Source organism: Leptospira ainazelensis (assembly GCF_016918785.1).
Lineage (GTDB): Bacteria > Spirochaetota > Leptospiria > Leptospirales > Leptospiraceae > Leptospira > Leptospira ainazelensis.
This window is the reverse complement of sequence record NZ_JAFFPT010000079.1, coordinates 308,521-321,826: the sequence shown is the minus strand read 5'-3', so window position 1 is coordinate 321,826 and position 13,306 is coordinate 308,521. Positions and strand designations below refer to the sequence as shown.

The following is a 13,306-nucleotide window of genomic DNA, read 5'->3' as shown; positions in this document are numbered from 1 at the left end:
AGTAAAAAGCCTTGATCCTTAAGTGTATTTTTTTCTTGACGGGAAACGAAAGAATCAAAAACTGTTTCCAAAATGGAAACAAAATATACCTTTAATGTTTCCGAGCTTGCGAAGGGCCTCCCTAAAAAATCGAAGAGTTCCCGCACTCAACCTCTTCTTTCCAGGCTCCTTTTCCTCGGCTTTTTTTTGGCCTTATTAGTTCTCCAGGCAAAATCCGAACTCCCCGAAATTTTTAGATTTCGACTCGAGCCGACGCAGAAAGAACAATCCTTTATTTCAAAATACATTCGAAAAATACAATATTCTAAAATACAAAAAATCCTTCGAACGAAACAACAAGCGCTCGCTCGGGGAAATGGAACGGAAGCAAACGAGCCGAGAGATCGGAAAAAGGATTCAAGATCGTATCAACAAACAAACCGTTCCCTTTTTGATTCTTCATTAACTTTGTGTTAGATGAATTACTTTAAGAATTTTTAAAATACCGATAGGAGCTTCCTAATATGAATTTTGCCGAACTCTCGATCAAAAGACCCATTTTTATAACGTGTACTGTTTTGCTCATCCTTGTCGCGGGCTATCTTTCCTTAAACAAGTTGGGAGTGGACTTATTCCCGAACATCACGATTCCGGTTGTGACGGTGACGGTTCCATATCCGGGAGCCGCGCCTAACGAGATAGAAACGCTCATCGCCAAACCGGTGGAAGACGAATTGTCGACAATCTCGGGAGTAAAAAGAGTGAAGTCCATCTGTAACGAAGGAGTGGGAACAGTCGTTGTAGAATTCACCCTCGAAACGGATGTAAAATACGCCGAACAACAGGTTCGAGATAAGGTTTCCAGCGTAAAACCAAAACTTCCCGACGACGCAAAGGAACCCGTCATTCGAAGAATCGATCCCGCGGATCAGCCGATTTTGATCATCGCACTCAAGGCTGAACTTCCGGAAGCTGAACTCTATGACATCGCAAACGAAGAAATCAAACAAATTCTTTTAACAACTAAAGACGTCGGTAACGTAAATATCTATGGAGGAAGAAAGAGGGAGATTCACGTAGAATTGGATCGTCAGAAGCTGAAAGAACACATGATTCCGGCTTCCGTTGTTTCCAATCGTCTCGCATCCGGAGGAATGAATATCCCAGCGGGAAAGGTAAGTAAGACGGATAAAGAACTCGTTTATAGAACCATCAACGAATTCCATTCTCCGCAGGAAATCAGAGACACTCCGATTTCCCTTTTTGGAAACGAGGTTCCGATAAGAATCGGCCAACTCGGCGAAGTAAAAGATACCGTAGAAGACGAGACTTCCCGCGCATACTTTAACGGGAAGAAGGCGGTCTTTCTCCTCGTCTACAAACAATCCGGTTCCAATACGGTAGCCGTCGCGCAAGCGGTAAAAAAAAGAATTTCCGAAATCAATTTGGATCTTGCGAAACGAAACGGATCTCCCGAGCTTACCACCGCAAACGATTCTTCTATAACGATCGATAACAATATCTACGACGTAAAGGAAACGATCATCATCGGAATCATTCTTACGATCATCGTCGTATTATTATTTTTAGGAAGTGTACGTTCCACTTTGATCACCGGTTTGGCTCTGCCGAACTCTCTTCTCGGCGCCTTTATTCTTATGGCGATCGCGGGTTTTACCGTAAACATCATGACTCTTCTTGCGTTGAGTCTCGCGGTCGGTCTGCTCATCGACGATGCGATCGTAGTCCGGGAAAATATTTTTAGACACAGAGAAATGGGAAAAACCGCAAGAGAGGCTTCGATCGAAGGAACCAAAGAAGTCACTCTCGCCGTGGTCGCGACCACGATGACGGTCATCGCAGTCTTTATGCCGATCGCATTTATCAGCGGGGTCGTCGGTCAGTTCTTGAGAGAATTCGGACTTACGGTTTGTTTTGCGCTTCTCATTTCTCTTTACGACGCGTTGACGATCGCGCCGATGTTGTCCGCTTATTTCGGCGGAAAAATCGGAAATCACGGACATTCTTCTTCGGCTTCGAACTCGATTCCCGATTTGACGATCCATCCGGAAAAGGGTAAGAAAAAAGGAAAGACAAACGCCGCGACAACAACTCTCGAAGAAATCGCGTATTCTAAAATTCGTTCTCAGAACAACATCGGCAAAGGATGGATCGTAAGAATATTTTCTCCGATTGTAAACGTCCTCGGCAAACTCGAAACTGGGCTCGACTCTATTTTAAGTATCTTTAATGTATTTCAATCTTGGCTGGAAGATCGATACGCTTCGGTTTTACGATTTACCCTGAAAAGACCGATCCTGATTCTTTCGGGAGCGGTTTTGATATTTATCGTAAGTTTGGGCTTAACCAAATTTATTCCGAAAACGTTTCTTCCCGCCCAGGACGAAGGTAAGTTTTCGGTAACTCTGGACATGCCTCCGGGAACTTCCGTAGCAAAAATGGCGCAGGTCGCGCAGGAAGTGGATCAAAAGATCCGTTCCTACAAAGAGATCAAACTCGTAGCGATGTTCAATACGAATCGAAATACGAATATGTTCGTCGAAATGGTTTCTTCCAAACAACGTAAGATGAACACTACACAGTTCAAAGAATTTCTTCGCAAGGAATTGAGCGTATTCTCATACGCGAATCCGATCGTCAAAGACATCGATAACGTCGGCGGTGGACAACGGCCATTTACTCTGATCGTGAGCGGACAAAAGGGAGAAGTTGTGGAAGATTATGCGAAAAAACTTTTCACACGTCTTCAAAAATCTCCCGCGCTTTTAGACGTTGATACGAGTTATCGAACGGGAGCTCCCGAGTTCAGAGTGATTCCGAATCGTCAGATGGAAGTCCTCCTGGGAGTTCCCGGAACCGTGATCGGAACCGAACTCAGAACTCTTGTGGAAGGAACCACTCCCGCGGTCTACAGAGAGAACGGAGTGGAATACGACATCCGAGTTCGTTTGAAAGAAGGTCAAAGAGATCTCAAAGAAAATTTTTACAGCTCCTTTGTTCCTAACTTTAACAACAGACTCATTCCGATTCAGAACGTCGCAAAAGCGGAAGAGACGACGGGACTTGCGACCATCAACCGTCTCAACCGAAACAAGTCCGTTGAAATCTACGCTGACGTAAACCCTCAAGGTCCGGGAATGGGAGGAGCGATGGAAGAGGTGGCTAAGATCACACAAACAGAACTTCCTCTTCCGGCGGGAGTTAAGATCGGTTATACGGGACAGGCTGAAAGTTTTAAGGAGATGGGCACTTCCATGGCGATCGCGATGGGACTTGGAGTTCTTTTTATCTATATGGTTCTTGCCTCACTTTATGAAAGTTTTATCACACCGATCGCGATCATGCTCGTGTTGCCTCTCGCGCTTTGTGGAGCTTTTATCGCGCTCTTCTTGACTCAAAAATCCCTCGATATCTTTTCGATGATCGGGCTTATCATGTTGATCGGAGTGGCGACGAAGAATTCGATCCTTCTTGTGGACTTTACCAATCAGCTCTTACAAAAGGGAATGGATATGAAGGAAGCGATCGTGGAAGCCGGAAGAGAAAGGTTACGACCGATTCTTATGACGTCTTTTGCGTTAGTTGCCGGTATGCTCCCGATCGCGATCGGACTCAACGAAGCCTCCCGTCAAAGAACGAGTATGGGTGTCGCGATTATCGGAGGATTGATTTCTTCGACGATCCTTACTCTGGTGGTGGTTCCTGCGGCTTTTTCTTACATAGAAAAACTCAATCAATTCGTGAGAAAAAATTCTCCGGACCCGGACCTTTAAGATCCAAGGTGAGAATTCAAGACGGATCGTTTACAAAAGTGTATCGACTCTTGAATTCTCGTTGAACTTTTGAAAGTATAGAATATAAAAAAGAGTTTCAAATTGCGGAAGTTCGGAACAATGAGTGTGATGGGGCAGGATGAAGTAAAACTCCGAATTATGGAGAAGGCGCTTGAGCTTTTTCTTAAATACGGTTATGCGAAGACTAAAATGGAGGAAATCGCGAGAATTCTCAAAATTTCCAGAAAGACTCTCTATAAACACTTCGAAAATAAGAATCATCTTCTTTTTGAAATTCTTAGCGCCAAACACAAAAAGATGAGCACTAAGATCATGGAGATCAGCGAAGACGAATCGCTTTCGGTTCATGAAAAGGTAAAGGCTATCAACGAATTTAAGATAAGCCAGTTTCCCTCGGGCGCCAACGAATTCATTTTGGAGATCAGGGATCAGGCGCCCGATCACTACGCTTATATCAGAGAAGTAAGAACGGAAGCTATCTCCAAGTCGATCCAAGCCCTGATCAGACAGGGAATCGAAAGGGGAGAGATCCGAAGCGACGTAAATACCACGATCTTTACCGCTTTGATCAACTCCGCGATCGAGATGACCGCAACTCCGGAACTCCTTCTCAACTCTCCGTGTTCTATGATTCAGTTACAGCATGAAATACATCACATCCTTTTTTATGGAATTATGAATTCGGTTTCCGAACCCGCCAAAATCGCTAAGTAAGAATTTTCAATCCATGGAAGTTTTTTCGGGAAGAGCTTTCATCTTCTTCCATTCTACTTGAATCTCTTCCAAGCTCAGTTCGCCTTTTCCGGATTCTTCCGAGATCTTTTTTAGGATCGGTTGCAATTTCCCAGCGTCTTCCAGGGTGATTTGTTCTCCGGCGTCTCTTAGAATACAAAAGACCGCGCTCCTTCCGGATTGACTCGTAAATTCGATCCGATCCCCTTCGGGTCTTCCGATCAAACCTGCGTCGAACGCGCGATAGGCGCCTTTCTGAAGATGTCTCGTTTTTGCTACTCCGTCCTGATGAATTCCGGATCTGTGAGAGATCACGTCCTCCCCGATCAGAGGAGCTTTTTCATAGATGGGGACGTCGGAAAGATAGGAAACCAAACGGGACGTTTCGTAGATCGCCGAAAAATTAAGAGGAACGTGGACGCCGCAGTTGTGAAGCGCAATCGCCACCTCGTATGTGTTCGTGTTCCCGGCTCTTTCACCTAACCCGTTTAAGGCGGTCTCCAATTGAACCGCTCCGGAAAAATAAGATTCCACCGTAGTCGCCGTCGCCATTCCCAGGTCGTTGTGAGTGTGGATCGAAATTCTTGTATCTTCGGGCAACGCGTTCGTCACCGCTTTGACCATGGAGACAAAAAGCCAAGGACGATAACGTTCCACGGTGTTCGGAAGATTGACGACGTCCGCTCCGAAGTTCAGGGCGGTGCGAAACGCCTCCACTGCAAAATCCAAATTCTCCAGAGAATCTCCGAAATGTTCTCCTGAAAACTGTACTTCACCTCGAGAACCAACGAGACTTTTTGCGAACGCGACCGATTCCGAAATTCTTTCCAAAACTTTTTCAGGAGTCGTTTTCAAAACGTTTTCGATCGTAAACGCGGAAATCGGATACACGATATGAATTCTCGGCTTCGGCGCGTTCCGAATCGCCTTCCAAGAAATTTCGATTTCCTTTTCCACGGCTCTCGAAAGAGAAGAGATGACGACGTTTTCCGGAGCGATGGAGGAAAGATAACTGCAGGCTTCGAATTCCTGATCGTTGGAAGAAGCAAACCCGACTTCGATTCCTTGAACTCCGAGTTTCAAAAGTTGACGAAAGATCGTTTCCTTTTGATCGAGATTCCAAGGTTTGCGAAGCGCTTGGTTCCCGTCTCTCAAGGTAACATCCATAAAAAAAGGCGGATGTTTTGGAAGAGGGTTTTGTAAAATTTCGGATTTGTTTCCGAAAGAAGTTATTTCCCGAACCGGATCAACGGTTTCAGATTTCGAGTCTTGATTCATTGTTATCTCCTTTTGCCGGCCGGATCCAGGAGCGGGATTTTCGAAAGAGAATTCTCCGAAAACAAAAAAGCCCACTCCAGGAGGAGCAGGCTCGTGTATTTTTTTACAACTCTACCGGCTCCCCCTAACTAAGGAGGAGAAGAAGCTCAAGGCTAATCGGAAGTAGAGTTACGTTGCGAAACATATATAAACTCAGACTCTAAAAGGATTCTAAAAAATACAAGAATTTTTTAAACCGAAATGCTCTTTTCGATTTAAGATAAGAATCAGGATTTTCCGTTATACGTTGATTCTCCGGAAGAATCGGGTTTTTTGAGAAGAGTCCAAATTCCTTCCGACTCGATATTTTTTTCTTCGATGAGATTTTTCAGTTCGGAAATATCTTTTTTCATCGGCTCGGGGACCGGAAGTTTTTCGAGTTCCTGAAAGAAAGTTCGAGCTTGAGGAAGCTGATCCGACTTCAGATAACAAAAGGAAATCGCGTATAAGGAGACGATGTCCTTTCTTTCCGATTCGGGAGTGGAAAGATATAAATCCAGAGCCTTTTTGTAGTTACCGGTTCCCGTGTAAAGAGAAGCCAGATTTTTCTTTGCGTTTATGTTGTTCTCGTCGATCTCGAGAGCTTTTGTGAATTGAATCTCGGCCTTCGGTTTATCCTTTTTTTTAGCATACAAAACACCGAGACCGACTCTCGCGGATACGAACGATTCGTCGAGAGAGATCGTTTTTACAAAACGTTCTTCCGCCGGTTCCAGTTCGTTCAAGTGGGAATGACACATCGCGAGATGATAGTTTCCGACCGGATCTTCGGGGTTTTCCCGGAGATATTGTTCCAGAGCATTCTTGGCTCCGGAGAGATTTCCCTTTTTTACGTAATCAAGCGCTTGTTGAAGGTTCATGTTTCCAAAATAAGAGATCTTATCTTATCCATATTGGTTCGTAAATTGTTCCGGTAAATCCTTTTGAGAAACGATTTTTAAAATCTTTTCATCGATCCGGCTTCTCCTAAAAAGTTACGATACAAATCCTATGGTTTGGGTCCGGCGTTAAGAATTCAAATCGGCCGTTTTGAGTATATATTTTTGAACGCGTTCAAAAATTAGAATTGACAGACTGAAAAAAGTTGATTCACTTCGGTTTAGATTTTTTTGCAAGAGGAGAATGTATGGAATCATCGCGGGACAGGTTTTTGGCTCGTCGTACTTTAGGTTTTTGGACCTTGGGAATTATAATCGTCTTACTTTTATTCTTTTTGATTTCAGCTCCTTTTTTTGCTTTGAGCGGAGTTTACGGCGTTGCTTTGTTTATCGCGATTCCTTTTTCGATCGGAATTCTCATCGCCTTTGCCCGCGCTTTTCACAGTAAGGCGACGCTCGGTCAAATTTTTTCGATTACTGCGTTTCCGGGCGCGATTCTTCTTTTGGGTTTTCTTTTTATCGGGAAGGAAGGTTTTATCTGTGTTTTGATGGCGCTTCCTCTTTCTTATCTTCCTCTTCTCATCGGCGCTTGGATCGGTTATAAAATTCAAAGTAAAGTTTGGTCGAAATATCTCGTCGTTTTGATAGTTCTTTTTTGTAACGTATCGGCCCATATTTTTGATAGAAGCGATTTACGACCGCAGACAAACGAGGTCAAAACTTCGATCGTAGTCCATTCTTCCGCGTCTAAGGTTTGGAATAAAATCACTTCCCCTTTCGAGTTCGGAGAGGCGGAGAATTTTTTCTTCCGAAACGGAGTTTCTTATCCTTTATCGATGGAGGTTGTAAAAAAGGACGGAGTTTTATTTTTGAACTGCGTATATACGAACGGCGCCACATCCGCACTTATACAAGAATTCGTCGCAAACGAGACTTTGAAGTTTAAGTTTGTGTCGCCTCAAGTGACGATGAAGGAAACTTCCTTTTACGGCGAGGTGGAACCGAAACATATTCGGGGAAAAATCTGGGCTTCTTTCGGAGAATTTCGTATGGTTCCGATCTCCGAGGGGAAAGTGGAAATTATCGCGACGACAAGATACGTGAACGACTTGGGTCCAAAATTCTACTGGAAGTTATGGACTGATTATCTGATCGACGAAATGCATCTACACGTCTTACAAAAGATCAAACTGAATCTCGAAGCGGAAGAATTACAATAGAGGAGGATCAAAATGAGACGTTCGGGACAACTTCGTTTTCAGAAAAGGTTCTTTGATCTTTTTTCACCGAGTTATTATATTCTTAATTTTCTTTCATTCGGTTTGGCGACTTTGACAAGGAAACGTTCTCTCGCTGTTTTAAAGATCGAAGAAGCAAAAACCGTTTGTGATCTAATGTGCGGAGACGGGAGCAATATCGGAATGATCCGAAAGAAATTCAATAAAAGCCGAATTATAGGAGTGGATATCTCCGAAAGAATGATTCAAAGAGCGCGGATCCGTTTTGGAGAAGAAGACGTCACTTATTTTACCGAGAATGCGCTTTCTTCTTCCATCATGTCCGATTCTTGCGACGCCGTAAGCTGTACGTTCGGTTTGAAGACGTTTTCGACGGAAGAGAGGAAGGTTTTGTTTTCGGAAGTTTACCGGATTCTAAAACCCTCCGGGGCTTTTGTCTTTACGGAATTATCCAGACCAAAATGCGGATTTTCCTATCTTCTCTGGAATTTATACTTCGGATATTTTCTTCCGGCCTTTGGAAGATTTTTTCAAATGCCTTTTGTTGGAAAAAAATATCTGTCTCAGTCGATTCGTTCTTTTGAAAGTATCGTAAGAGATGAATCGAGTTTTCGTTCTCTCTTTTCTCAAGTGGATCTGTTTAGCTGGTATGGAGGTATCGTTACGGGTGCGTATGGAAGAAAATGATCGGTATTTTTGATCGTGAGAATTCTTCTTTTGAAAGTTTTTTACAAAGTTTTTTCATTTTTTCTTTTAAGAGAAGAGGCTTTTTCATACAATACCCGTAAGAATTCATTCTAACTAAAGAGAAGGGAGGAAGGTATGTCTTACATGGCGGTCGGGTCCAGACAGATTTTGTTTTCAGATTCTATTGCTCCGGTTTCCACCGGTTCTTCTTCCAGAGAGATCGTAGCGACCCAGGATAATCAGACAAAAAGTCCCGATTCCGAAGTGGTTCCTCCGGGTTCTCCTCCTCCTTCCATCGGGAAGAATGTCGACGTCTATGTTTAAAGCGGAAGTGTTATGACCCATCTTTTATTTTCCCTCGTTTTGATGTCTCTTGTCGTGGAATTTGTTTTTCCACTAATCCATCCCGATTTCCACGTCGTCGGCGGCTGGATCAATTCCGTTATCGTCGTCTTTGCCTTTGTCGTAATCAATGCGCTTATGAGACTCATCATGATCATCATGACTCTTGGAATCGGAATCGTTTTTTATTATCTCAGCTTGGGACTGATCGGTTTGATCATCAACGCTTGGGTGATTTTGATCATAGGTGATTGGTTTCCGGGAACTCTTTCGGTTCCCGGTTTTTGGTCCGCGTTTTTGGGAGGAATTCTTCTTGTTCTCGCAAACTACGTGGGAAAGACGGAATCCAAAGAAAGAAAAAAGGATAAGAAAAAAGTTTAGAATCGAACCGCTCTAAAATAATCCTTTAAGATAGAATCCAGTTGTTCATAAGAATGGTATCCTCTCGCGAGGATACCGCTTTCCGCGCCGTCCGAAAATACCAAACTGGGAAAGGCGCTCACTCCTAAAGAAAATCCAAAATAGAAATCGTTGAGAGTTTCCAATTCGGTGTCTTTGTCTTCAAAGACGGTTTGAAATTCCTTGGGAGAAATCTCGAATTTTTCCGCGAGTCCTAAAAACGTTTCCGGAGAAGTCGGATCATGATTTTCATGATAGAACGTTTTGGAAAGTGCATGCAGATATTGGAATGCGATTTCGGGTTTTATTTTTTGAGCGCTTATGACGGCTTTACAAGCCGGAAAAGAATCGTATCTCAGTTCCTTTTTTTCGAGAATTCCGAGTTGAAACGGTTGTTTGGTAAGCGCCTCGGCGTCCTTCCATTCGTGTTTTAAGACTCTGGATAATTCCGAAGTTAAGAATTCGGAGCTTTCTCCGAATCGAAGTCCTCCGAGGACGAGAGAAAATCGGATCTTGTCCTTGTATTCTTTTTGGATTTTTTCAAAGACAGGGCCGAAACCGTAGGACCAAGGGCAGAGTGGGTCTGTCACATAGAGAATGGAATGTTGGAGAGAATCGTTCTGGTTCAAGGGAGTTCCCTCATGGTTTGGATTTCCAAAAAATGATTTGGATTGCGCCGAAGACCATCTCTTTTTTGGGAGTTCCTACTTTGATTGGAACCGCGAACGGTTCCTTTTTCGAGGAGTTCCCGCAAATGTCCCCTCGTTTGGCGGACTTTTCCAAGTCGGAGCAACTCGTTTTCTTAGGAGTTCCTACTTTTTTCAGGGAAAAGCCTCTTGAAAACGGCAGGCTCAAGTTTGAAAAAACGGTCAATTCTTCCGACAAACCAAATCGTTTCCGAAAAAAACTTGAAATCGGACTTGAGGTCCGTTTTGAAAAAAGGCCCGGAAGAAGCAAAACGCTGGGGCCTTTCTCTGAAACGTTCCGATTTTCCTCTTCTCTTTTGTACATTAAAAAAGGCGGGAAAGACCCGCCTTTTTTAATGTCATTCTTGTTTAAGAATTTTCAAATTTCATTCGGGTGTTTTATGTAATACACTGATAACCACAGTGTCCCGAAGAGAACCCCCGCATAAGCTAAGACCACAGTGACAATGTCAATGACGGGAAGAAGTGTCGCGATCGGCGAGATTTTATCCGCCGTCATCCGGGTTGCTTCCCCCAAGATCAAAAACAAACCCCCCAAGCCGATCAGGTGATATCTCCCCATCGCTTCTTTTGTCACCCGAGCAAAACGGGCAAAAACAGGAACTGCCAACAACGCAAGCGCAAAGATCGTGATTGCATTCATGGTGAACCCTCCTTATTTCATCTAGTTAGACTCGAAGAGGTTCTCGACTTTTACGAAAAGGTTCATAAAATTTATTTTATTCGATATATTATATAATGCTTGTTCAACTTAACCTCTAACGACTTCGGATTAAAGAATACTCTAACAAAGGCGTATGACGTTTCTTCTCGTTTTCAATTTAAGAACGGAAAGAATGAATTTCACCTTTGGAAGCGGAACTGTCCGATATAAAACTTTGAAGCGGCCGGCGAACAAGGTTCGGTTTGGAAACTCTTCGTAAGAACGACTGAAAAGAATATTACAAAAGATTGATTTTCTTTTTTGATCTTCTTTAAACGGAGAATCCGTTCATAAAAGATGATTCTTGTTTTTGTTAAACGAAGTAAATTATAGAAAGCGGATTTTGAAGTTCGAAACATTTTGTAGTTTGATTCTAAATAGGCGCGGGGTTTTTGTTTCTCGATTGAGATCCATTTTTTAAGAAAATTTTCCGGTGAAGAAATACGAAAAGCAGAAATGAATCGAGATTTCTTTCTTAAAGGTTTCGATAAGAATTCTTCGTAAAAGAAAAAAGGAGCATTTTTTCGAATTCTATTTTCGATCTATGACTAGAAGTGTAACGTCGTCGTCGAACTTAGGACGATTGCAGTAATCGACGCTGTCTCCAACGATCTGCGCGGACGCGCTCTTTACGTCTTTGGAAATCGATTTTCGAATCGAGAGAGAAACCAATTCTTCAGTATACCTTTTGGATCTGTCTTCGGAAGAATGTTCCGAAAGACCGTCGGTGTAAAGGACGAGGCGATCTCCTATCCGAAACGCCGTCGAATTCTCCTCAAAAAAAAGATCGGGAATCACTCCGATGAGTTTTCCTTTTGTTTCGAGAGGAATCATCGTGTCCGTTGCGTTTTGTAAAAGAAGGGGATGATTGTGACCCGCGTTTGAAAAAAGAATCGAATTCTTCTCCGTATCGATCACACAGTAGAATGCGGTCACAAAGTTTCCCGCCATCTTGTTGTTGAGGGCGTGATTGAGACCCGTGAAAAAACGGGAAGGACTGGAAAGAATTTCTTTATCGTATGTGGAGATGATCGTATTCATCACGGCGGCGATGACCGAAGCGGAAAGTCCGTGTCCGGAAACGTCCGCGATGAGAAAACCGGTTCTTTCCGTATCCAATTTGAAGATGCTGTAAAAATCCCCTCCGACATTGGAGTAGGGAATGTGCTGAGCTCCGACTTCCAAACCTTTGATATAAGGAATCGTAGTCGGGATCACTTTCGACATCACTTCTCTGGCTCTTTGTAATTCCCGATCGGAATCGACAACTCTGTGAAAAAGATCCGCATTCTTAATCGTTACCGAAAGTCGGTTCGCGATCGCGCCTAACATTTCGAGATCGTTTCCGTGAAATGCAAAACCCGAATTCTTACTGTTTACGCTGATCACTCCTAAAAGTTCGTCTCTGTAGATCAAAGGAGAAGAGATCAGAGAGTTCGCTTCGAACTTATACTTTGCGTCCTGATTGTAACGTTTGTCTTCTTCCAAATTTTGAATCAGAAGATTTTTTCTTTCCTGAGCCACCCAACCCGCGATTCCTTCTCCAAAAGGTACTACGATCGAATGAACCGCCTCTTTTGGAATTCCTTTGGCGGCGAGGATTCTCAGGGTTTTGCTGTTGTGGTCCGCGAGATAGATCGTTCCGGTTCTTGCTTCAAGGAATTCTAAGATTTTTTCCAAGACCCAGTTTCCGAGTTCATGAATGCTCTTTTCGGAAACTATGAGTTTTTCGAATTCATAGAGAAGGGAAAGTTCTAAGATTCTTTTTTTGAGATTGTCGTGAATTTTCGCGTTCTGAATGGCGATCGCCGCCACTTCGGATAAGGAAGAAAGATAATTCAGATCGGAAGAATCAAAGGAACGTTCTTTTGTTTTGTTGAGAATTTCAAGAGTTCCGATGATCTTATCTTCCACGAAGAGAGGAACGCAGACCAGAGAACGGGTTCTGTATCCGGTTTTTTTATCCCAATCCTGATTGAATCTCGGATCGGAATACGCGTCTTCTAAAATGATGGCTTTTTTCTCTTTTGCGACCCAGCCTGCGATTCCCTGACCGACGTCCAAACGTCCGTATTTTTGGATGATTTCGCCTTTTTCTCCGAGGGCGACTTCGCAAAACAAAAATTCTCCGGTTTCGTCCAAAAGAAAAAGAGAACTCGCCTCCGCTTCCAAAAGGTCTTTGGAATAGAGCATGATCAAAGGTAAGAGCTGATAGAGATCCAAATTCGCATTTAAGATCGTACTCGTATTGAGAATACTCTTCAATTTTTGAAATTCTAAATCAGCGTGAGTCATAAGATTTCTGTCAATGCTACAGGAAATAGAAGGTTCGTCAAGGGTTTGGAAATCTCCGAAAGACTGAAAAACTATAATTCGCCGATTGATAAACGACTCCGAGGTTGAGATCCGATTTCGGTTTAAAAAAGGGATTTCGTTTTAGAAACTTCGAAACCCGTCGATCCGGAGAAACGTATTTTTTGGAAAGGGAGAAACTTCGGAGATTGGGATC

General features: G+C 43.3%; 11 protein-coding genes. 6 read left to right on the top strand and 5 right to left on the bottom strand.

The window, feature by feature from the left end; translation table 11 throughout:
* Nucleotides 1-503: 503 nt before the first annotated feature.
* Both JWG44_RS20290 and JWG44_RS20285 read left to right on the top strand, forming a co-directional pair.
* Nucleotides 504-3,773 carry an efflux RND transporter permease subunit gene (locus tag JWG44_RS20290; RefSeq protein ID WP_205276871.1) on the top strand — a complete coding sequence of 1,090 codons (3,270 nt, stop codon included), beginning with the start codon at nt 504-506 and terminating at the stop codon, nt 3,771-3,773.
* Between the two features lie 120 nt (nt 3,774-3,893).
* Complete coding sequence (locus JWG44_RS20285) at nt 3,894-4,508, top strand: TetR/AcrR family transcriptional regulator (RefSeq protein ID WP_205276870.1); 615 nt, start codon at nt 3,894-3,896, stop codon at nt 4,506-4,508.
* Nucleotides 4,509-4,514: 6 nt separating this feature from the next.
* Here JWG44_RS20285 and leuA2 read toward each other — a convergent pair whose 3' ends face one another.
* Both leuA2 and JWG44_RS20275 read right to left on the bottom strand, forming a co-directional pair.
* Nucleotides 4,515-5,804: a 2-isopropylmalate synthase LeuA2 gene (gene leuA2, locus JWG44_RS20280; protein WP_232371765.1), complete on the bottom strand. Its 1,290-nt coding sequence runs from the start codon at nt 5,802-5,804 to the stop codon at nt 4,515-4,517.
* Nucleotides 5,805-6,070: 266 nt separating this feature from the next.
* Nucleotides 6,071-6,703: a tetratricopeptide repeat protein gene (locus JWG44_RS20275; RefSeq protein ID WP_205276868.1), complete on the bottom strand. Its 633-nt coding sequence runs from the start codon at nt 6,701-6,703 to the stop codon at nt 6,071-6,073.
* A 266-nt stretch (nt 6,704-6,969) separates the two neighbouring features.
* Here JWG44_RS20275 and JWG44_RS20270 point away from each other — a divergent pair, with 266 nt between their 5' ends.
* The 4 genes from JWG44_RS20270 (at nt 6,970) to JWG44_RS20255 (ending at nt 9,369) form a co-directional block, all read left to right on the top strand.
* A complete protein-coding gene (locus JWG44_RS20270) occupies nt 6,970-7,941 on the top strand; it encodes a hypothetical protein (RefSeq protein ID WP_205276867.1) in 972 nt (323 codons plus the stop codon).
* A 12-nt stretch (nt 7,942-7,953) separates the two neighbouring features.
* Nucleotides 7,954-8,646: a class I SAM-dependent methyltransferase gene (locus tag JWG44_RS20265; RefSeq protein ID WP_205276866.1), complete on the top strand. Its 693-nt coding sequence runs from the start codon at nt 7,954-7,956 to the stop codon at nt 8,644-8,646.
* A 135-nt stretch (nt 8,647-8,781) separates the two neighbouring features.
* On the top strand, nt 8,782-8,970 hold the full coding sequence (locus JWG44_RS20260; protein ID WP_205276865.1) for a hypothetical protein: 189 nt from the start codon (nt 8,782-8,784) through the stop codon (nt 8,968-8,970).
* Between the two features lie 12 nt (nt 8,971-8,982).
* Nucleotides 8,983-9,369, top strand: a complete 387-nt coding sequence (locus tag JWG44_RS20255; RefSeq protein WP_205276864.1) for a phage holin family protein — start codon at nt 8,983-8,985, stop codon at nt 9,367-9,369.
* On the opposite strand, the gene JWG44_RS20250 is transcribed toward JWG44_RS20255, so the two are convergent.
* The 3 genes from JWG44_RS20250 to JWG44_RS20240 form a co-directional block, all read right to left on the bottom strand.
* Nucleotides 9,366-10,016 carry a DsbA family protein gene (locus JWG44_RS20250; RefSeq protein ID WP_205276863.1) on the bottom strand — a complete coding sequence of 217 codons (651 nt, stop codon included), beginning with the start codon at nt 10,014-10,016 and terminating at the stop codon, nt 9,366-9,368. The two genes, JWG44_RS20255 and JWG44_RS20250, sit on opposite strands and share 4 nt — an antisense overlap.
* 436 nt (nt 10,017-10,452) lie before the next feature.
* Entirely contained in the window at nt 10,453-10,737 is a 285-nt protein-coding gene (locus JWG44_RS20245; RefSeq protein WP_000991776.1) for an LIC10816 family protein, read from the bottom strand.
* 591 nt (nt 10,738-11,328) lie between these two features.
* On the bottom strand, nt 11,329-13,092 hold the full coding sequence (locus JWG44_RS20240) for a GAF domain-containing SpoIIE family protein phosphatase (RefSeq protein WP_205276862.1): 1,764 nt from the start codon (nt 13,090-13,092) through the stop codon (nt 11,329-11,331).
* Between the last annotated feature and the right edge of the window lie 214 nt (nt 13,093-13,306).